The sequence below is a fragment of the Olsenella sp. An285 genome, from assembly GCF_002159625.1.
Taxonomy (GTDB): Bacteria; Actinomycetota; Coriobacteriia; order Coriobacteriales; family Atopobiaceae; genus Thermophilibacter; species Thermophilibacter avicola.
Genome location: NZ_NFIZ01000010.1, coordinates 24030 through 43536 on the forward strand (window position 1 = coordinate 24030; position 19507 = coordinate 43536).

18 protein-coding genes are annotated in these 19507 nt (G+C 69.7%); all 18 read right to left on the reverse strand.

All coding sequences use genetic code 11. The features are described from left to right. Positions 1 to 23 precede the first annotated feature (23 nt). Complete coding sequence (gene ftsW / locus B5F79_RS07545; RefSeq protein WP_241147279.1) at positions 24 to 1556, reverse strand: putative lipid II flippase FtsW; 1533 nt, start codon at positions 1554 to 1556, stop codon at positions 24 to 26. A gap of 1 nt (position 1557) precedes the next feature. Then, positions 1558 to 2967 carry a UDP-N-acetylmuramoyl-L-alanine--D-glutamate ligase gene (gene murD / locus B5F79_RS07550; RefSeq protein ID WP_087219688.1) on the reverse strand — a complete coding sequence of 470 codons (1410 nt, stop codon included), beginning with the start codon at positions 2965 to 2967 and terminating at the stop codon, positions 1558 to 1560. Between the two features lie 19 nt (positions 2968 to 2986). Continuing rightward, positions 2987 to 4018 carry a phospho-N-acetylmuramoyl-pentapeptide-transferase gene (gene mraY, locus B5F79_RS07555; protein WP_087219837.1) on the reverse strand — a complete coding sequence of 344 codons (1032 nt, stop codon included), beginning with the start codon at positions 4016 to 4018 and terminating at the stop codon, positions 2987 to 2989. Between the two features lie 5 nt (positions 4019 to 4023). Next, positions 4024 to 5463: a UDP-N-acetylmuramoyl-tripeptide--D-alanyl-D-alanine ligase gene (locus tag B5F79_RS07560; RefSeq protein WP_087219690.1), complete on the reverse strand. Its 1440-nt coding sequence runs from the start codon at positions 5461 to 5463 to the stop codon at positions 4024 to 4026. Positions 5464 to 5480: 17 nt separating this feature from the next. Further along, positions 5481 to 7274: a peptidoglycan D,D-transpeptidase FtsI family protein gene (locus tag B5F79_RS07565; protein WP_164484275.1), complete on the reverse strand. Its 1794-nt coding sequence runs from the start codon at positions 7272 to 7274 to the stop codon at positions 5481 to 5483. 9 nt (positions 7275 to 7283) lie between these two features. Next, positions 7284 to 7790, reverse strand: a complete 507-nt coding sequence (gene ftsL, locus B5F79_RS07570; RefSeq protein WP_087219694.1) for a cell division protein FtsL — start codon at positions 7788 to 7790, stop codon at positions 7284 to 7286. Positions 7791 to 8039: 249 nt separating this feature from the next. Continuing rightward, positions 8040 to 9002 carry a 16S rRNA (cytosine(1402)-N(4))-methyltransferase RsmH gene (rsmH, locus tag B5F79_RS07575; protein ID WP_087219697.1) on the reverse strand — a complete coding sequence of 321 codons (963 nt, stop codon included), beginning with the start codon at positions 9000 to 9002 and terminating at the stop codon, positions 8040 to 8042. 27 nt (positions 9003 to 9029) lie between these two features. Continuing rightward, positions 9030 to 9488: a division/cell wall cluster transcriptional repressor MraZ gene (locus B5F79_RS07580; RefSeq protein WP_087219700.1), complete on the reverse strand. Its 459-nt coding sequence runs from the start codon at positions 9486 to 9488 to the stop codon at positions 9030 to 9032. A 582-nt stretch (positions 9489 to 10070) separates the two neighbouring features. Continuing rightward, positions 10071 to 10967, reverse strand: a complete 897-nt coding sequence (locus B5F79_RS07585) for a site-specific tyrosine recombinase (RefSeq protein ID WP_087219702.1) — start codon at positions 10965 to 10967, stop codon at positions 10071 to 10073. A gap of 43 nt (positions 10968 to 11010) precedes the next feature. Further along, the gene (locus B5F79_RS07590) at positions 11011 to 12660 is read right to left on the reverse strand and encodes a CTP synthase (RefSeq protein WP_087219704.1); all 1650 of its coding nucleotides are present in this window, start codon (positions 12658 to 12660) and stop codon (positions 11011 to 11013) included. A 196-nt stretch (positions 12661 to 12856) separates the two neighbouring features. Next, the gene (locus B5F79_RS07595; RefSeq protein WP_087219706.1) at positions 12857 to 13762 is read right to left on the reverse strand and encodes a TIGR02452 family protein; all 906 of its coding nucleotides are present in this window, start codon (positions 13760 to 13762) and stop codon (positions 12857 to 12859) included. Between the two features lie 175 nt (positions 13763 to 13937). Continuing rightward, positions 13938 to 15575, reverse strand: coding sequence for a DNA repair protein RecN (recN, locus tag B5F79_RS07600; protein WP_087219707.1), 1638 nt, complete (start codon positions 15573 to 15575; stop codon positions 13938 to 13940). A 55-nt stretch (positions 15576 to 15630) separates the two neighbouring features. Then, complete coding sequence (locus B5F79_RS07605) at positions 15631 to 16488, reverse strand: NAD(+)/NADH kinase (protein WP_087219710.1); 858 nt, start codon at positions 16486 to 16488, stop codon at positions 15631 to 15633. Between the two features lie 239 nt (positions 16489 to 16727). Next, complete coding sequence (locus B5F79_RS07610; RefSeq protein ID WP_087219714.1) at positions 16728 to 17465, reverse strand: TlyA family RNA methyltransferase; 738 nt, start codon at positions 17463 to 17465, stop codon at positions 16728 to 16730. Between the two features lies 1 nt (position 17466). Beyond that, positions 17467 to 17787, reverse strand: a complete 321-nt coding sequence (locus tag B5F79_RS07615; protein ID WP_087219717.1) for an exodeoxyribonuclease VII small subunit — start codon at positions 17785 to 17787, stop codon at positions 17467 to 17469. Next, positions 17787 to 18350, reverse strand: coding sequence for a transcription antitermination factor NusB (nusB, locus tag B5F79_RS07620; protein ID WP_087219720.1), 564 nt, complete (start codon positions 18348 to 18350; stop codon positions 17787 to 17789). The genes B5F79_RS07615 and nusB overlap by 1 nt, the downstream gene beginning before the upstream one ends. 6 nt (positions 18351 to 18356) lie before the next feature. Continuing rightward, entirely contained in the window at positions 18357 to 18719 is a 363-nt protein-coding gene (locus tag B5F79_RS07625) for an Asp23/Gls24 family envelope stress response protein (RefSeq protein WP_087219724.1), read from the reverse strand. Positions 18720 to 18867: 148 nt separating this feature from the next. After that, positions 18868 to 19431, reverse strand: a complete 564-nt coding sequence (gene efp, locus B5F79_RS07630) for an elongation factor P (protein WP_087219727.1) — start codon at positions 19429 to 19431, stop codon at positions 18868 to 18870. Between the last annotated feature and the right edge of the window lie 76 nt (positions 19432 to 19507).

The window sequence follows — 19507 nt, forward strand, 5'->3', positions numbered from 1 at the left end:
TTCCGTGAACGGCGTTCGGGACGCTACCTCCTCCGGCCGCCACCCCTGCCGCCGCCGCGCAGGCGGTCGGTCGCGCTGGGCCCGAGGTCGATGCGCCTCCTGCCGTTGGAGTCCGTGGTGGTGCGCCCCTTGGGCGCCCCGCCGCGGCCGGAGCCCCCCCGCGAGCCGGAGCCCCGGGAGCCGCCGCTCATCACCGTGAAGCCGCGACGCGGGCCCGAGGCCTCCCCTCTCCCGCCCGAGCCGGCGCGTCCGCGCGTCGCCGAGGAGCCGCGCGCGGAGCGGGGCACGGGCTCGCCCACGAGGGACAGCCCGCCGTCCTCCGGGACCCCGTCCATCTGCCAGGAGCGCCGCGCGCTGTCGTAGGCGGTCTCCGGGAGGTGCGAGTGCACCGAGACGGACACGATCATGCCGGCGATCATGAGGCTCGCCAGGATGGACGTGCCGCCGTACGAGATGAAGGGGATGGGCTTCCCGGAGAGCGGGAAGATGCCGATGACGCCCGCCACGTTGAGGAGCATCTGGACCACGATGAGCGAGGTGCACCCCGCGGCGATGAGGCGCCCGGCGAGGTCGGGCGCATGCTGGGCGATCTTGAGCCCCGCCCAGGCAAAGACGGCGAAGCCCGCGAGCATGCCGAGCGTGCCCACCAGGCCGCACTCCTCGCCTATGACGGCAAAGATGAAGTCGTTGTAGGCGTAGGGCAGGTACGAGTACTTCTGGCGGGAGAAGCCTATCCCCACGCCAAAGAGGCCTCCCGACCCAAAGGCGTAGAAGCCCTGGATGAGCTGGTAGCCCGCCCCGTAGGGGTCCGCCCACGGGTCGAACATCGTAAGGAAGCGCTGGCGCGAGTAGTCGTCCTTGAGGGAGAGTCCCAGAAACGCCACCACACCCAGGATGAGAAAGCCCAGGATGATGTGCTTGGGCACGCCGGCGAGGTAGGCCATGAGCACGATGGTGATGCCCAGGACCATGGTGGTGCCCTTGTCCGGCTGCATGATGATGAGCAGGACGGGCAGGCCCACGCCCACGGCCATGAGCTTGATGAACTCGTCCCAGCGAAGCGTCCCCTCGTCGAAGTAGCGCTCCGCCAGGCTCGCCGCCGTGAGCACGATGGAGAGCTTGGCGAACTCCGACGGCTGTATCTGGAATCCCGCCACCGTGATCCAGCGGTTGGCGCCGAGGGCGTCGCCGCCGGCGAAGGGCGTGAACACCAGAAGGAGAAGGACGGCCGTCAGGACCCAGATGAGGTTGATGAGGCTGCGGCTCCAGGTGTGGTAGTCGACCCTGGCTATGACCACGGCGGCGACCACGCCCACCAGCGCCAGGAGCAGCTGCTTCTTGAAGTAGGAGGCGGCGTCGCCGTCCTCGAGAAGCGCCGTCACCGATGACGACGAGTAGACCATGAGCAGGCCAAAGCCCACGAGGATGGCCGTCACGGCAATGAAGACGAGCCTCGGCCGCATGAAGCGCTCGGGCACGCCGAAGACGGTCTTGCCCTCCTTTTCCTCCCGGCGCCCGGCGCGGGCGCGGCCCAGGGCGCGAACGGCTGCGGCCACCCTACTCACCCGTCCCGGACAGGCCGCGCACGAGCTCCTTGAAGAGGCGTCCGCGCTCCGCCATGTTGGAGAACTCGTCGAAGGACGAGCAAGCCGGCGAGAGGAGGACCGTCTCGCCCGGACGGGCGGCGGCCACCGCGGCGTCAAACGCCTCGCGCAGGTGCGGCGCCCGGTCGACCTCGAGCGCGGCGCCCGTCTCCAGGCGCGCCTGCTCGAGGGCCGACGCGATGCGCTCCCCCGCCGCGCCGAAGCACACGGCCACGCGGCAGCGCTCGCACACCGCGGCGGCGAGCGAGGCGAGGTCGGTCATCTTGTCGTGGCCGCCCAGCATGAGCACGATCGTGCCCGGCGGAAAGGCGGTGAGCGCCTTCTCCACGGAGTCCGTGTTGGTGGCCTTGGAGTCGTTCACGAAGCTGACGCCGCCGACGGTGCCGGCGGGCTCGATGCGGTGCTCGATGGGCGAGAAGGACCTGAGGCCGGAGCGCACGTCCTTCTCCGCAACGCCCACCTCGAGGGCCACGGCCGCGGCGGCGAGCGCGTTCTCGGCGTTGTGGAGGCCGAAGATCCTGAGCTCGGACGCGGGCACGAGCTCGTGCTCCGCGCCGTCCAGGCGAACCACGAGGGCGCCCTCGCGCAGGAAGGCGGCGCAGGGCGAGCCGGGGTCCCCCGCCACGGAGAGGCGACAGGTGCGCACGCCGCGCGCCTCGCAGCGCTCGGCGACCGCGCGGCACCAGGAGTCGTCGACGGAGACCACGGCGAGGTCGCCCTCGCCCAGGTTGGCGAACGCCCGCTCCTTGGCGGCGGCGTACGCCTCCATCGTGTGGTGCCACTCGAGGTGGTCCGGCGTGACGTTGAGGAGCACCGCCACGCGCGGGGCAAAGAGCCGGGTCTCCGCCAGCTGGAAGCTCGAGAGCTCCGCCACGAGCCAGCCGCCCTCGGCGCGCGACGGCACGGCCTCGGTGGGGGGCGTGCCGATGTTGCCCACGGACTCGGCCGCGAGGCCGCCCTCGCGCAGGAGGTGCGTGGCGAGCGAGGTGGTGGTGGTCTTGCCGTTGGTGCCCGTTATGGCGACCCAGCGCTCGGGGCTCTCGCGCCAGGCGAGCTCGGGCTCGCTCACGACCTCGCGCGAGCAGGCCTCGGCGGCGCGGAAGAAGGCAGCGTCCATGGGGATGCCGGGAGAGGCCACGGCGAGGTCGAAGGATCCGGTCACGTCCTCGGTGCCGCACGTCACGCTGACGCCGGCGTCCTCCAGCGCGCGCGTGCGCTCGCCCTCCTCCGAGCTCGCGCCGCCGTAGAGGGTGACGGAGGCCACGCGGTCGGGGCCGAGCGAGGCGAGGTAGCGCGCGGCGGACTCGCCGGTGCGGCCGAGCCCGAGCACGAGGGTGTTCCCGAGATATGCCTGAGAGGCCATGTTCTTCTCCCCCATCTGGCTAGCCGAGCTGGAAGTAGAGCGCGAAGCCGAGCGCGGCGAAGGCGGCCGAGACGATCCAGAACCGCACGACGACCTTGTTCTCCGCCCAGCCCATCTGCTCGAAGTGGTGGTGGATCGGCGTCATGAGGAAGACGCGCCTGCCCGTGAGCTTGAAGCTCGTGACCTGGATCATGACGGAGAGGGCCTCGCAGACGAAGAGGCCGCCCATGATGAGCGAGGTGACCTCGGTCTTGGTGAGCACCGCGAGCGAGGCGAGGGCCGCGCCCAGGGCGAGCGAGCCGGTGTCGCCCATGAAGATGGACGCCGGGTAGCAGTTGTGCCAGAGGAAGCCCACGCAGGCGCCCGCGATGGCACCGGCAAAGACGGCGAGGTCGAGCTCGCCGTAGAGGAAGGCGACCATGGCCATCACGCCCATCACGACCATCGAGCACCCGCCCGCGAGGCCGTCGAGGCCGTCCGTGAGGTTGACGGCGTTGGAGAGGCCCGCCATGAGCAGGAACACGAAGACGAGGTAGAGCCAGGGGACGGAGACGGCGGCGTCGGGCGTGACGATGGTGGTGGTGAGCACGCCGAGGTCGATGGCGAAGCCGCCCGGGAGGCGCACCTCCGGGGAGACGCCGCAGACGTTGACGGCAACGAGGCAGAACACGACGGAGATGAGGATGAGGCCGATCATCTTCTGCGAGGGCGTGAGGCCGAGCGAGCGCTTGTGCGCCACGCTCTCGATGTCGTCCAGAAGGCCGAGCGAGCCCGTCACGAGCGTGGCGCCCACGGCGAGGATGAGCCCGGGCGTCCACTCGCCGAGAAGGGCCACCGAGACGAGCACGCCGGCGAGGATGATGAGGCCGCCCATGGTGGGCGTGCCCTGCTTCACGAGGTGGCGCTGGGGGCCGTCCGCGCGAATCTGCTGGCCCACGCCCTCGTGGCGCATGAGGCGGATGAAGAGGGGCATGAGGAGCCCCGTGACCAGGGCGGCGACGCCGACGGCCAGAAACACCTGGTAGGTGGGATAGGCGGGGTTTCCAATCATGGGAATCATCGGGCGAGCACTCCCCTCACGAAGTAGTCCAGTCCGGAGGCACGAGAGGCCTTCACGAGCACGAGGTCACCGGGCGCGAGCACGGGGCCGATCACGTCCACGGCCTCCTCGACGGTGGAGAAGCGCTCCACGGCGTCCTCCGAGAGGCCCATCGTGAGCGCCGCCTCGGCCATGGCTCCGGCGAGCTCGTCGCCAATGAGCACGAGGAGGTCGACGCCCTTGGCGGCGGCGTAGGCGCCCACGTAGCCGTGGAGGCGCTCCGCCTCGTCTCCGAGCTCGCCCATCTCGCCGAGCACGGCCACGCGCCTTCCGGCCGTCTCCATGGAGGCGAGGACGTCGAGCGAGGAGGCCATCGAGGCGGGCGCCGCGTTGTAGGAGTCGTCGATGACGCGGGCGCCGCAGGGGGCCTCGCGCACGTCGAGGCGCATGCTCGTGGGCTCCATGGCCTCGATCGCCGCCGCGGCGGCGTCGCGGTCGAGCCCGGCGCGCCAGATGAGCGCGAGTGCCAGGAGGAAGTCGTCCACGACCTTGCGGCCCGGGAGCGAGAGCGCGACCTCGCGGCTCCAGCCGTCCGCGCACCTTACCGTGAGGCGCGCGCATCCGTTTGCGTCGAGGGTGACGCCCTCGGCGCGGACCGCGTCCGCCTCCCCCGAGCCCACGCGGACGACCTCCGCGCCGGCCGGGCGGCAGAAGCCCTCCTCGATGAAGCCGGTGAAGTCCCCCGAGCTCATGAGCGCGAGGGCGGGACCCACGCCGTCGTGGGCGGCGAGGCCCGAGACCACCTCGGCCTTGGCGCGCGCGATGTTCTCGCGGCTGCCGAGGATGCCGATGTGGCTCGTGCCCACGTTGGTGATGCAGGCGAGCGCCGGGCGGCAGGCCGCGGCCATGCGGGCGATCTCGCCGGCGTGGTTCATGCCGAGCTCGCACACGAGGACCTCGGAGTCCTCGGGCGCGGAGAGGACCGTGAGCGGCAGGCCGATGAGGCTGTTGAGGTTGCCACGGGTGGCGTGGCAGCGGCGCGTGGCGCCCACGCCCGCCGCGAGCATCTCCTTGGTGGTGGTCTTGCCCACCGAGCCCGTTACCGCGAGCACGAGCCACTCGGGGTGGGCGTCGCGACGGTGGGTGGCAAGGCGCAGGAGGAACTCCTCGCAGTCGTCGCCGGCGGCGCGCAGCACCGCGCAGCCCGCCTCGCGGGCGGCGTCGAGCGCCTCTGCCGGCACCTCGGCGGACGCCACCACGGCGCCCGCGCCCGCGCGCGCCGCCTGGGCGAGGTAGGCGTTGCCGTCCGAGCGCTCGCCGGCAAAGGCCACGAACACGTCCCCGGCGCCCACCTTGCGCGAGTCTATCGCAATATCCCCCACGAGCCTCTCGCCCGGGTCGAGGAGCACGGCGGCGCCGGTGGCCTCCGCGAGCTCGGTGACTGACATGCTGATCATGGTGAATCCCCCTACCGCTATGAGACGGGCGAGACGCCCATTATGTTAACCGTCTGCGTCATGACGTCGTGGAAGACGGACGCCGCCGACTCCGCCGCGAGGTACGGGACGCCGTTCAGGCCCACGTACGCAAAGACCTCGGGGTCGTCCGCGTTGGCAAAGCCGGCGAGCGACGCCACGAACTTGCCCGCCACGTAGCCGGAGCCGTCCTCCGCGGCCACCTCGCCCGTGCCGGTCTTGCCCGCCACGTCGTAGCCGTCCACGGCGGCGTTCTTTGCCGTGCCCTCGGTGACCACGAGGCGCAGCATCTCCACCTCCTGGGCAGCGACCTCGGCAGAGACCACGGGGTCGCCGGCCGGCCAGTCGACCTCCTCCTCGCCCTTCGTCACGAGGAAGTGCGGCGTGATGGGCACGCCGCCGTTTGCCACGGCGCCGTAGGCGCGCACGAGCTGGACGAGCGGGATGGCGAGGCCCTGGCCAAACGCCATCGAGCCCAGGGACGAGACGTCGTACTCGTCCTTGGTCTTCACGAGGCCCTCCACCTCGCCCGGGAAGTCGATGCCCGTCTTGTGGCCGATCCCGTAGCGGTCCAGGCCCTCGGAGAAGACGTCCTTGCCCATCACGTCCTGGGCAAGGAGCGCCATCGCGGCGTTGGACGAGCGCCTGAGCATCTCGCGGATGGACATGTCCATCGTGTAGTCGCGCCCGTCGTCGTCCGTGACGTAGCTCGAGCCCACCTTGACGGCAGCGGGCACGGTGTAGACGGTGTCGGGCGTGTAGAGCCCCTTCTCGAGGCCGATGGAGGTGGTGATGACCTTGAAGATCGAGCCGGGCTCGAAGGAGCTCGTGACGAGCTTGAGGTTGAGCGCCTCGAGGTCCTCGAGGTTGGAGAAGTCCGGCAGCGGCGTGGAGCACGCGGCGAGGATCTCCCCGGTCTTGGGGTCGGTGACCATGACCGAGCCGGAGTCCGAGGTGTAGTGCTCCACGGCCTCGGCGATGATGCCCTCGCACGCCTCCTGGAGGTCGATGTCGAGCGAGATGACGATGTCGGTGCCGTCCACCGCCTCAGTTATGCGCGAGGCGCCGCCTGCGATGGGCGTGCCGTAGAGGCCCGTCTCCACGAGCATCTGGCCGTCAATGCCGGTGAGCAGGTCGTTGTAGTAGTACTCGAGACCCGAGGCGCCGTCCCCGTCCATGTTGACGTAGCCCAGGATCTGGGCCCCCACGTTTCCGTAGGGGTAGACGCGCTTGGTGTCCGCGAGGAAGTAGACGCCCGAGAGCTCGCGCTTGGCGAGGGTCTCGGAGAGCTCGTCGGCGATCTCCTGGTCCACCTGGCGCTGGATGTAGACGAAGGTGGACTCCCGGTTCTCGGTGATGAGGTCCATGTAGTCGCTCTTCTTGCCGCCGAGGGCGTCCGCGAGCGCGGAGGCGACGCCCGAGGGGTCGCTGATCTCCGAGGGGTTGGCGTAGATGGTCTCGCAGTCCTCGCTCAGGGCGAGGACGTTGCCGTTGCGGTCGTAGATGGTGCCGCGCTTGGCGTGGAGCGCGATGGCGTTGGTGCGCTGGGACTCCGCCCTCGACTTGAGGTTGGCGGCGTCCACCACCTGGAGCCAGCCCAGACGGGCGGCCACCACGCCAAAGACGGCAAGAAGGACGCGCCGCGTGACCGAGAGGCCCCTGTCCGTGCCGCCGCTCCCCGACCCGCCCGGTCGGGAGGCGCGCACGCGGTAACGCGCACGAGAGGCCTCGTCGTACGAGGCCTCCGGATAGCTCCGCCGCCTGGAGCGGCTCTGTCGTTCTCTTCTGCTCACAAGCTCAGTCTAGCCCATGTTCGCCTGCTCGCCGGTGGCCTCGGGAGCCTGCGCAGCTTCCCCATCAGCGGACGCGGGAGCCTCCTCGGGGGTCTCGTTCGCGGCGGCGCCGAGGGTGATGTCCACGTGGTCGGAGGGAAGGAGCATGCCGTAGTTCTGGGTGGCGATGCGGCTGATGCGCGAGTTGCTCGAGAGGACCGACCTCTCGATGCTGAGGTCGGAGCTGAGGGTCTGGGCCTCGGAGATCTGCTCCTTCAAGGTCGAGTTCTCCTCCAGGAGGGTGACCGTGGCGGTGGTGAGGGTCACGCGCACGAGGCCGAGCCCCACCAAAAGCGCCGCGGCGAGAAGGGCCATGCGGACGTTGGAGACGAACTGCGGGGAGACCCCCCTGCGGGCCTCGGCGTCAAGGCCGCCGCCGGACACGACCTCGAACGACGGGCGGGTCGCGCGCCCCTGTCGCCGGGCGCGCCTCTCGGCCGCCTCCACGTTGTATGCCTCAGATCCCTGGTGCCTCATGCCGAGTCCTTCTCGTTCGCGCGGCAAGGCCGCCGCATTGTTCTTTAGTGGTGCAGGTACGCTGGGGACTTGAGGGTTGTGCGGAGCGTTCCTCGAGAGTTGGTTGAGCGACCTTGAGAGTGTGTCTAGCGTTTGTGCGTTGCTGCGTTTGTCGTACGTTGGTGGTGCGTTTGAGCTGCGTTTCTGATGCGTTGGTGGTGCGTCTGGCCGTGCTATGTAGACGGCTTTCGCCGGCTACGCCTCACTTCCTCACTCGGTGACGTCGAGCTTGACCGCCACGCGCATGAGGGCGCTTCGCGAACGGGGGTTGGCCGCGACCTCCTCCTTGGAGGCGACGAGCGGCTTTCTCGTCCTGACCTCGACTATCGGCACGTGTCCGCACACGCACACCGGAAGGTCCGGCGGGCAGGTGCACCCCTGCGAGAGCTCAGAGAAGACGTGCTTCACGATGCGGTCCTCGAGCGAGTGGTAGGAGATGACGCAGATCCTGCCACCGGGGTTCGCCCAGCGGACGGCGGCCCTGAGGCCGCGGTCCAGAACGTCGAGCTCGTGGTTGACCTCGATGCGCAGCGCCTGGAAGGCGCGGCGCGCCGGGTGCCCGCCCGTTCTTCTCGCCGCCGCGGGAATCGCGCCCTTGATGACCTCCACGAGCTGGAGGGTCGTCTCTATGGGCTCCTTCGCCCGGCGCTCGACGATGCGACGGGCGATGCGCGAGGCAAAGCGCTCGTCTCCGTATACGCGTAAGATTCGGGTGAGGTCTGCTTCGTTGTAGGTGTTCACGACCTCGGCTGCGGTTAGGGTGTTGTTCCCCGAATTCATACGCATGTCCAGGGGCGCGTCCTCGTGGTACGAGAAGCCGCGCTCCGGGATATCGAGTTGCGGTGACGAGACCCCCAGGTCAAAGAGGAAGCAGTCCACGCCGGGGACCTCGGCCTCGACGAGCAGTTCGTCAAGGTCGCCGAAGTTGCCCCTGAGCAGGCGGACGTCGGCCTCCGGGACCTCGCTCGCAAGACGCCTGGAGGCTGCCTCGAGCGCCATCTCGTCCTGGTCTATCCCAAGCGAGAGGCCGTCAGGCGCCACGCGCCTCGCGAGCTCCACCGAGTGCCCGGCCCCGCCGAGGGTGCAGTCGCAGACCACCTCTCCCGGCCTGGGGTCGAGCTCGGCGAGGACCTCGTCGAGCATTACGGGTACGTGCCGATATTCCCTTGTCAAGACCCTCACCCCCTCTCGTTGCAGCGGCTAGTCGTGGAAGAGCAGCGCATCGAGGTCGTCCTCGAAGCTCGCCTGCGTCGCGTTCCACTTCTGGGTGTTCCAGACCTCGAAGTGGTCCCCGGCGCCCACGACCGTGACGTCCGCCGTGAGCCCGAGCTTCTCGCGCGAGCCGGGCTTGGCCGCGTCGAGCTTTCCCAGGGCTACGCGGCCGGCGGAGTCGATGTCGACCTCCACGGCGCTCGCCCAGAGGCCCGTCCTCAGCTGGACGTCCCTGCGGCTGCGGGGGTCGTAGTGGTGGTCGCCGTACTCGAAGAGGCCGTCGACGAACCGCTCGAACCCCTCAGGGGTGAAGCCGTTCACGCAGCCGTTCATGGGAACGAGGTATATCGTCTTCTTGTCGCCGTCGATCAGCTGCTTGCGGAAGACGGCGGGGAGCGTGACGCGGGCCTTGGCATCCACGGACATCGGATACGAGCCTGCGAGCATGTCACCCTCCCTTCGAGACAACGGACCTGCCCCCGAACGGAGCGTGGGAACACTATACGTCAATGGCCCCACCTTGCGACACCAGAAAACACTTTCCCACACCCTGCGGTTGAGAAATGGGCGTCGGCGGGTCTGGGAGGCCACGGGGAGTCTCCGCACCCCCTAGATGTTGCGCATCTCAGGGAGCTGAGGCACAAGAGAGGGCGGACTGTTCGCTTTTCTCGGAAACGATTTATGGCGGCGCCGTGAATCCGCAGGTAGGCCGAGAAGAACTGTGGCCCGTGCTCACATTTTCCCAGCTCAGATATGGTGGGGCGCCGTCCCACGCGGCACGCGGGCCCGCACTTCTCGGCTCGCGCCAAGAGCTACGCCGCACTTCTCGCCCCAACAATCAAGTGCGGGCAAAAAACAGCCCTCCCGTCAACAAGTGCGATGGACGTCTCGACGTTCGCGCGCAGGTGCGCGCAGCAAGTGCCCTCCAGGCCGCACCTGCGTGGCAAGGCACCAAGTGCGACCGCACTCGAAGCCAACGCCCGCGAGCAGGGTCGCTCCTGGGTGACGGGAGGCTGTCCCGCGCCGCCCCTACTCCCGGGCGCGGGGGTGTGCCGCGAGGTACACGCGCCGGATGTGGCTGCGGTCCACGTGGGTGTAGAGCTGCGTCGTGGCGATGTTGGCGTGACCGAGGAGCTCCTGTACCACGCGCAGGTCCGCCCCGCCCTCGAGCAGGTGCGTGGCAAAGCTGTGGCGCAGCGTGTGGGGATGCAGCCCCGAGATGCCCGCCACGCGCCCGTACCTCTCCACGATCGCGTGGACGGACTGCCGGGAGAGGCGCCCGCCGCGCGCGTTGAGGAAGACCGCGGCCGTGGGACGGCGGCCCACGAGGGCGCCGCGCCCGCGGTCGAGGTAGGAGCGCAGCGCCCCCTCCGCGGCTCCGAGCACGGGAACCACGCGCTCCTTCTCGCCCTTGCCAAAGACGCGCAGGAGCCCCTCGTCAAGAAGGACGGCGCGCAGGTCGAGCCCGGTGAGCTCGCTCGCGCGAAGGCCGCAGCCGTAGAGCACCTCCAGGATGGCGTGGTCGCGCAGGCCGGCGGGGGTCTGTGGGAAGGGCTGGTCCAGGAGGCGCTCGGCGTCCTCCACGGAGATCACGTCCGGCAGGCGCGAGGGCTTGGCGGGGAGCGGCAGGTCGGAGGTGGGATAGGCACGGCAGATCTCGTCGGAGACCATGAAGCGGTGGAACCCCTTGATGGCCGAGACCGCGCGCTCGACGGAGGCGGGCGCCAGCCCCACGTCCACGAGGTCGGCCACGTGCGCCTCCACGAGCTCGCGCGTCACGCCCTCCGGGTCCGTGACGCCGCGCTCGGCGAGCCAGCCCAGGTAGCGCCTGAGGTCGCGGCCGTACGCCCCGACCGTGTTGGACGAGCTCCCCCGCTCCACGGTGAGGTAGCCCAGGTACTCCGTGAGGGCACGCTCGAGGTCCATCCGCCCCTCCCCTCGTCCTTCTCGCCGTCTCTTCTCAACAACCTTACGCGATTGGCGTCACCTCGTGGCGGTCGCACCCCTCGTGGCGGGCGATCGACGCGCGCACGAACTCGCGGAAGAGCGGGGCCGGGCGGTCCGGGCGGCTCCTGAACTCGGGATGGGCCTGGCTCGCCACGAACCAGGGGTGGACGTCCTCGGGAAGCTCCACCATCTCCACCAGGCGCCCATCCGGGGAGAGCCCGGAGATGACGAGGCCCGCCGCGGTCAGCTCGTCGCGATAGGCGTTGCTGACCTCGTAGCGGTGACGGTGCCGCTCGTGAACGAGGGGCTCGCCATAGGCCTCGGCAGCGAGCGTGCCTGGGGCGACCTCGCAGGGATACGCGCCCAGGCGCATGGTGCCGCCCTTCTGGGTGACGTCAGCCTGATCCGGCATGATGTCGATCACGGGGTGCGCGCACTCCGGGTCGAACTCGGTTGAGCTCGCGCCGGAGAGACCGCAGACGTCGCGCGCGAACTCGCACACCGCCACCTGGAGGCCCAAGCAGACGCCCAGGTAGGGCACCTTGTGCGTGCGGGCGCGACGAACGGCACAGATCTTGCCCTCTATCCCGCGCAGGCCAAAGCCGCCGGGCACGAGGATGCCGTCGGCGTCCCCCAGCACGTCCTCGACGTTCCGGGCGTCAAGCGCCTCGCCGTCCACCAGCCGGATGTCCACGTTGCGCCCGAAGAGCACGCCGGAGTGGTGGAGCGCCTCGATGATCGAGAGGTAGGCGTCGGGCAGCTGCGTGTACTTGCCCACCACGCAGATGCGCGTCGCGTCCCCGCACGCGCTTGCCGCATGCATGGCGTCCGTGAAGGCGTACCAGCCCTCCATGTGGCTCTCTCGCGGGTCGAGGCCCAGGCGCTCGCAGACCTTGAGGTCGAACCCCTGCTCCGCCAGGTGCGCGGGGACGTCGTAGATGGACGGTAGGTCGGAGTTCTCGAAGACGTGGTCGGCGGGCACGTCGCAGAAGCTCGCGATCTTGGCGCGAATGGAGGCGTCCACCTCATGGTCGGAGCGGCAGACGATGAAGTCGGGCTGCAGGCCAAAGGAGCGCAGCTCGCGCACGCTGTGCTGCGTGGGCTTGGTCTTGACCTCGTGGGCGGCAGCGATGTAGGGCACCAGGCTCACGTGGATGAGGATGCAGTCATCGCGGCCCTTCTCGTTCCTGAACTGGCGGATGGCCTCCACGAAGGCCTGGCTCTCGATGTCTCCGATGGTGCCGCCGAGCTCCGTGATGACCACGTCGGCGCCCGTCTGCTCCTCGATGCGGCGGAAACGCTCCTTAATGGCGTCCGTCACGTGCGGGATCACCTGCACGGTGCCTCCGAGGAAGTCGCCCGCGCGCTCGCGGGAGATGAGGTCCTGATAGATGGCGCCGGTGGTGAAGTTGGAGGCGCGCGTGAGGTTCTCGTCGATGAAGCGCTCGTAGTGGCCGAGGTCGAGGTCGGACTCGTAGCCGTCCTCCGTGACGAAGACCTCCCCGTGCTGGAACGGGCTCATGGTGCCCGGGTCCACGTTGAGGTAGGGGTCCGCCTTCTGCATCATGACGCGGTAGCCCCGGGCCTTGAGAAGGCGCCCCAGGGAGGCCGCCGTGATGCCCTTGCCCAGGGACGAGACGACGCCGCCGGTTACGAAGATGTGCTTTGCCATGTGAGCCTCCCGCAGAATACGGCGCCCGACGGGGCGCGACCTAGCGCCGGACGGGCGCCGTTTCTTTTCCACGGGTCTCCATAGTAGCACGGGCGGGCGGCGCGGGCGGCGCGCCGAGGATGCCGACGCACGGGAGAAACAGTTCGCCACATCGCTGAAACACAGCTGAGGGGACGGGTGCGGGGACAGACGCTCTCTAGAGGTACTTCCTCCAGTCGTCGTCCTCGTCCTCTTCCGCCGCGGCGGCGCGGGCCTCCTCTGCCGCGGCCGCGCGCTCCGCGCGGGACGCGTACGGCGCAGGGTTTGGCTCCGGGAACGTGGCGAGCGCGTGCTGGAAGACCTCGAGGTTCTCGTCCGCGCGGCCGCGCGGAACGGCAAAGGTCACCTCACTCGCCACGTGCGCGCCACTCGCGAGCTCGACGCGGAAGACCTCGGCAACCGTGGCGGCGTCCCAACCGAAGACGCCGCAGCCGAAGGCGCCCAGCACGAGCTTGTCGTGACCCAGGTCGTCCGCCACGGACATCACCATGCGCACGCGGTCGCGCAGCGCCGAGAGCAGGGCGTCCTCGGAGACGCGGTACTCCTCCCGGGCGCGGCGGGCGTCGGGGGCCGCGGCCACGATGACGTCGGCGTAGGAGTGGAAGCCATCGCGCTCGAAGCGCACGCGCGGCACCACGAGGGCGCGGTTGCGGTAGAGATGGCAGTTGACGTTGCGGCGGCGGTTCTCCGCATACCATCCGCCCTTCTCGGAGAGCACGTTGAAGAGGAAGCTCGCCGAGCAGAGCGCCTGCTCCTGACCCCAGTTGCCGCGGTCGTAGCCGCCTCCCGGGTAGAGGAACGAGGCAAAGTCCAGGACAGCGAGGTCGCAGGCGGAGGCCAGGCCGCGCCCGCGCTCAAGGACCGCCTGCACGCCGTCCTGGTCGACGACCGTCACCTCCGGCACGCGTCCCTCCGCGACGGGCCTGGGAGACGGTGCACCGTCATAGGAGCGGGTAGCCGCCACGGCGCGGGCGATCTCCTCGGAGAAGCGCCGCTCCTCGTCCTGGATGTGTCGCCTCGCCTGCTCCGCTCGGCCCCCGCGCCTCGGGTTCTTCTCGGCCATGTGCGCTCCCCTCTCGTGCGACGTTGTGGCCATTCTCGCACAACGGCAGGAGGTCGCGCGGGCGGACGCGACGGAGTCCTGGTGCGGGCGGACGCTCTACGGGGCGGAAACGTCCGGCGGAACCCAAGACCCGTGGGAACGGGAAAGTCCTGGGCGCTGGCGGACGGCTTGAAAGCTACCGAGAAGAGCCGGCGCGCTCGGCCAGCATCTCGCGAGCGAGGTCGAGGCTCGCGGCGCCGGTGTCACCGGAGAGCATGCGGGCCACCTCCGCCACGCGCTCCTCGCCCGAGATCTCCGCGAGCGTGGTCTCGGGCACGTCACCCGCGCTCTTGCGCACGAGGTAGTGCTTCTGCGCGGCCACCGCAACCTGCGCGAGGTGCGTGACCACGATCACCTGGTGGGTCTTTGCCAGTCGCGCGAGCACGCTCGCGAGCGCCACGGCCGTGGCCCCGCCCACGCCGGCGTCGACCTCGTCGAAGACCAGGGTCTCGCAGTCGTCCGCCTCGCCCAGGACCACCTTGCAGGCAAGCATCACGCGGCTGACCTCGCCGCCCGAGGCTATGCGGCGGAGCGGCCGCGCCGTGAGGCCCGCTGCCGGACGGTACAGGAGCTCGACGCGAGAAGGGCCGCGGCGCCCCCACTCCGCGCGCGGGAGGCGCTCCTGCGAGACCTCGAGCTCGGCCGTCCCCATCTCGAGAAACGCCATCTGCTCGGTGACCGCCGCCGCCAGCCGGGGCGCGGCCTCGGCGCGCACGGCATCGAGCGCGTCGGCCGCCTCGGCGAGCGCGGCCTCGCGACGCTCGAGCTCCTCGGCGGCGCGGCGCTCGAGCTCGCCGCCGTCGCTCGCCGCGGCGACCACCTCGCGGGCGCGCTCGCGGCGCTCCAGGACGTCCGCCATGCCCGGGCCGTAGGAGCGCATGAGGCCCTGGAGCTTTGCCATGCGCTCCTGCAGACGCTCGAGCTCCTCGGGGTCAAAGTCCAGGCCGCTCGCGTAGCCGCGCAGCTCAGAGGAGACGTCCTCGACGTCTATGAGCGCGCTCTCGAGGGCGCGCGCCCACTTTCCGAGCGCGGCGTCGTAGCGAGACGCGTCCTCGAGCGCGCGCACGGCGTCGCCCAGCGCGTCACAGGCACCGCCCTCGCCGGATATGAGCTCGCGCGCCCCTGCGGCAGCCTCCATGAGGGCCTCGCCGTGCTCCACGCGCGGGAGCTCGGCCTCGAGCTCCTCGAGCTCGCCCTCACGGGGGTCAACCTCGTCTATGCGCCGCAGCACGAAGGCGGCCTCGTCGAGCCGCTCCCCCGTGGCGCGGCTCATCTCGCGCACGCGCTCGAGCTCTGCCGCCGCCTCCCCCGCGGCGTCGAGCGCCACCTGGTAGGCCTGCAGGGCCTCGGCCGCAGCGGCGCCGATCCACGAGTCGAGCATGTCGACGTGCGTCTGGACGGAGAGCAGGCGCTGGTGCTCGTGCTGGCCGCAGAGGTCGACGGTGGCCCCCACGCGCGCCGCGAGCTCGCGCACGCTCGCCATGCGCCCGTCAAGCTCCACGCGCCCGCGGCCGTCGGCGCCCACGCGCCTGCGCACGATCGTTCCGTCCTCGTCGTCGCCGCGCAGGAAGAGACGTCCCTCCACCTCGAGGGCGTCCGAGCCCTCGCGCACCATTCCGGCGTCCGAGCGCTCCCCCACCAGCAGCTTGATGGAGGAGAGCAGCGCCGTCTTGCCCGCGCCCGTCTCTCCCGTGAGCACGGTGAGGCCGGAGGCGGGCTCGATGGAGGCGTCCCTAATGAGCGCGACGTTGCGCGCGCGAAGCTCGTCGATCATGCGGCGACACCGTCCCTTGCGCCGCAGGCCCGCCCGCAACCCTGGCTCGATGCGCTCACTTGCCCACCTGCCCGTAGAAGACGCGGGAGACCGAGTCGTAGAAGCTCTGGGCGCTGCGGTCCAGAAGGACGAGATCGCCCGGACCCCTGCGCACACAGGCGCGCACCCCGCGCCATCCCTTCTCGCGCGGGACGGGCTGGCCGTCCGCAAAGAAGTGGCGCATGACGGGGCGCTCGGGGCTCATCTCGATCTCCACCACGTCCGCGGGAGAGGTGAGGAAGGCGCGCGCCATGATGGTGTGCGGGGCTATGGGCACGCACACCATGCCCGTGAACTCGGGCGTGACGATGGGGCCGCCCGCGGCGAGCGCGTAGCCGGTGGAGCCGGTCGCCGTGGAGACCACGAAGCCGTCGCCGCGAAGGCGGTCGATGTGCTTGCCGGAGACGGAGACGTCGAACTCGACCATGTTGCCCGCCCCGCCGCGCGAGACCGCGAAGTCGTTGAGGGCGAAGCAGTGCCGGGAGTGGGTGCCGCCCTCCTTGTCCTCGAACTCGCACTCTATGTCCAGCGTGGCGCGGCGCGAGACGTGGAGCTCGCCCGCGAGGGCGTCTCCCACGGTGACGATGAGGTCCTCGGGGCCGGCAGCGGTGAGAAAGCCGAGGTGGCCATAGGAGATGCCCACCACGGGCACCCCGGTGTAGCCGACGATCCTCGCGGCGCGCAGCAGCGTGCCGTCACCACCGAGCGAGACCACGAGGTCGCAGCCCTCGGCGGAGTCGTCGGCATCTGGGAAGAGCTTCTTGTCGCGGGCCCATACCACGTCCGCGCCCTGATCGAAGAGCCAGTCCTCGAGATGGCGCGCGCCCTCCAGGGCGTCGGGACGCGAGTAGTTGGGAACGATGAGAACCTTCACCCGTGGGTCTCCTTCTCGTAGGTTGCGTCTTGAGTGTATCACCGGAGGGCCCGATCCGAGCAGCCACCGCCCGACGTGCAGGCAAAGAGCGCGACGCGCGTTTGTAGGGTAGTTTCACACGCCCATCCCAGATACCCTACAAATGCAACGAGCTTCTGAGCAGGCAAAACATCTGTTTTCATTTGTAGGGTATCCGAAGGTGCGCCCGGCAAATGCCCTACAAACGCACGGCACGGAGACTATCGGCAACGCACGCCGCAGAGCAGGTACTCGACGTTGCCCTTGTGACCCGTGATGGGGCTCTCGCAGGTGCCCCTTACCATGAGACCCGCCTGCTCGAAGGCGCTCCGCACCCGCTCGAGCGCGGCCTCGCGCACCGCCGGGTCGCGGACCACGCCGCCCTCCCCCACGTCCTCGCGCGGGGCCTCGAACTGGGGCTTCACAAGGGTGAGGAAGGTCCCGCTCGGACGCAGCAGCTCCATGACGGCAGGGAGAACCGTGGTGACCGAGGTGAAGGAGACGTCGCAGACTGCCAGGTTAGCGACACCAGAGCCCACGATGGCCGGAACGTCCACGATGTTGGTGCGCTCGAGCAGCCGCACGCGCGGATCCTGCCTGAGCTCCCAGGAAAACTGGGCGTAGCCCACGTCCACGGAGATGACGGACGCGGCGCCGCGCTTGAGCAGGCAGTCGGTGAAGCCGCCCGTGGAGCATCCCACGTCCAGGCAGGAGAGCCCCTCCGGGTCCACGTCAAAGGCGGAGAGGCCGCGCTCGAGCTTGAGGCCGCCGCGGCTCACGTAGCGAGAGCGCCCGCGCACGTGCAGGTCAATCCCGGGGCGCACCTGCTCGCCCGGGGAGGTGAGGCGTCGGTCCGTGGTGGAGACCTCGCCGGCCATGACGGCGCGCATCGCCTCGTCCCTTGTCGAGAAGAACCCCTGCTCGACGAGCTCTGCGTCGAGGCGGCGGCGAGCGGCCACGCTACGCCTCGTCGGGCGCGGCAGCGCCCTCGGGCGCGGGGTCGCCGTCCGGGGAGGCGTCGGCGTCCTTCTCGGGCGCCACCTGCCCCTCACCGGCGGCGGCCTGGCCCTGGGACTCCCCGAGGCGGGCCTCCTCCTCCGGGGAGAAGTCGGTGGTGTCCACGAGGCTCACGGCCTTGGAGCCAAGGGCGATGGCCTCGTCAAAGAGATCGAGCGAGCGCTCGAGGGAGACGTCCTTGTCGCGCACCTCGGAGACGATGACGTCCAGGCGCTCGGCGATGTCCCCGAAGGTCTGGTAGCCGGAGACGTCAACCTTGGCCATTACTCGGCCTCCTCCGCAGCGTCCTCGGCAGCGGCGCCCTGCTCGGCAGCAGCTGCCTGCTCCTCAGCTGCGGCCGCGGCCTCGGCCGCAGCGGCCTCCGAGGCCGCTCTCGCCTCCGCGGCCTCGCGGGCAACGGCGACGACGTCCACGCCGGTGTCGAGGTCGTCCGCCACGCGGCCGAGGACCCCGTTCACGAAGCGGGAGGACTCGTCGGTGCCGTAGGCCTTCGCCAGCTCGACGCACTCGTCGATGGCGACGGCCTGGTCAACCTCGTCGACGAAGAGCATCTCGTAGAGGGCCATCCTGAGGAGGTTGCGGTCCACGCCGTTCATGCGCGAGAGCGACCAGCCCGTCGAGCGCATGGAGATGACGGCATCGAGGTCGGGACGCATCTCGTCCACGCCCAGGGCGATCCTGCGGGCGTAGTCGTCCAGCGGCCCCTCGGAGAGCGCGAAGTCATCATCGAGGACCGAGAGAACGGCACGGGAGTTGGCCTCCGCCTGAAAGAGCAGCTGGAGGGCCTGGCTGCGGGCAAGCGTGCGCCCGCCGAAGTGAGTGCTCAAGTGAGGTTACTCCTTGGGGAAGACGAGGCTGTCAATGCACACGTCCACGGCGGCCACGCCAACGCCGATCTGCTCGGTGATGGCCTCGGCCACGGCTGCGCGAACGTCTGCCGCGAGCTTGGTGAACGGGTAGCCGTAGAAGACGGCGAGGTGCACGGTCACGTGGAGGGAGTCGTCCTCGACGGCGGACTCGACGGCCTTCTCGGGCGCGACGGTCCTGCTCGTGAAGACGGAGATGAGGCTCGAGGCGATGTCGTTGCCCCCCACGGAGGCGACCCCCTCGACGCGACGGGCGGCGATCGAGACAATCGTGGAGACGACATCCCTGGAGATGCCGATGCCAGAAACGTGGAGCTCGCTTTCGGCCATGGAGACCCTCCTCGTCGAAACCGGGCCATGGGGCCCGTTGCGTCCATTCACCCAACCAGTATACCCGTTGCCGCCCCGCATGCACGGCCGACAAAATGCCCGCGGGGAGCGACGTCCCCGCGGGCAGGACCCTCTCTGAGGGGCTGAGCTAGACGCGGCTCACGAACTTGCCGGTGCGGGTGTCCACCTTGATGCGCTCGCCCTGGTTGAGGTACATCGGAACCTGGATCACGGCGCCGGTCTCGATGGTGGCGGGCTTGGTGCCGCCCTGGACGGTGTCGCCCTTGAAGCCGGGGTCGGTCTCGGTGATCTCGGCCTCGATGAACATCGGGGGCTCGCAGCCCAGAAGCTCGGTGTCAGCGTAGAGGAGCTGGGCGTTGTCGTTCTCCTTGAACCACTTGGCGTTGTCGCCGATGAAGTCGGCGGGGAGCTCGACCTGCTCGTAGGTCTCGTTGTCCATGAAGTAGTAGGTGCCGCCGTCGTTGTAGAGGTACTGCATCTCCTTGGTGATGAGCTGCACGTTCTCGAACTTGGTGCCGGCGTTGCAGGTCTGGTCGATCACGCGGCCGGTCCTGAGGTCGCGGATCTTGTAGCGGACGAAGGCGCCGCCCTTGCCGGGCTTGACGTGCTGGAACTCAACGATGGTGTAGTACTTGTCGTTGATCTTGAGGCCCATGCCGTTCTTGAAGTCTGCGGTGCTGATGGTTGCCACGTGTGCTCTTTTCCCTCTATGCCCGCTCGGGGCGCGTACATACGACCCCGTATTCTAGCACGGGCTCGCCGCTACC

What these genes read in the sequence shown, in the direction of transcription:
- murD (WP_087219688.1), bottom strand. Translation starts at nt 2,967, where the DNA reads ATGGCCTCTCAGGCATATCTCGGGAACACCCTCGTGCTCGGGCTCGGC.
- mraY (WP_087219837.1), bottom strand. Translation starts at nt 4,018, where the DNA reads ATGATTGGAAACCCCGCCTATCCCACCTACCAGGTGTTTCTGGCCGTC.
- B5F79_RS07560 (WP_087219690.1), bottom strand. Translation starts at nt 5,463, where the DNA reads ATGATCAGCATGTCAGTCACCGAGCTCGCGGAGGCCACCGGCGCCGCC.
- ftsL (WP_087219694.1), bottom strand. Translation starts at nt 7,790, where the DNA reads ATGAGGCACCAGGGATCTGAGGCATACAACGTGGAGGCGGCCGAGAGG.
- B5F79_RS07580 (WP_087219700.1), bottom strand. Translation starts at nt 9,488, where the DNA reads ATGCTCGCAGGCTCGTATCCGATGTCCGTGGATGCCAAGGCCCGCGTC.
- B5F79_RS07585 (WP_087219702.1), bottom strand. Translation starts at nt 10,967, where the DNA reads ATGGACCTCGAGCGTGCCCTCACGGAGTACCTGGGCTACCTCACCGTG.
- B5F79_RS07590 (WP_087219704.1), bottom strand. Translation starts at nt 12,660, where the DNA reads ATGGCAAAGCACATCTTCGTAACCGGCGGCGTCGTCTCGTCCCTGGGC.
- B5F79_RS07595 (WP_087219706.1), bottom strand. Translation starts at nt 13,762, where the DNA reads ATGGCCGAGAAGAACCCGAGGCGCGGGGGCCGAGCGGAGCAGGCGAGG.
- recN (WP_087219707.1), bottom strand. Translation starts at nt 15,575, where the DNA reads ATGATCGACGAGCTTCGCGCGCGCAACGTCGCGCTCATTAGGGACGCC.
- B5F79_RS07615 (WP_087219717.1), bottom strand. Translation starts at nt 17,787, where the DNA reads ATGGCCAAGGTTGACGTCTCCGGCTACCAGACCTTCGGGGACATCGCC.
- B5F79_RS07625 (WP_087219724.1), bottom strand. Translation starts at nt 18,719, where the DNA reads ATGGCCGAAAGCGAGCTCCACGTTTCTGGCATCGGCATCTCCAGGGAT.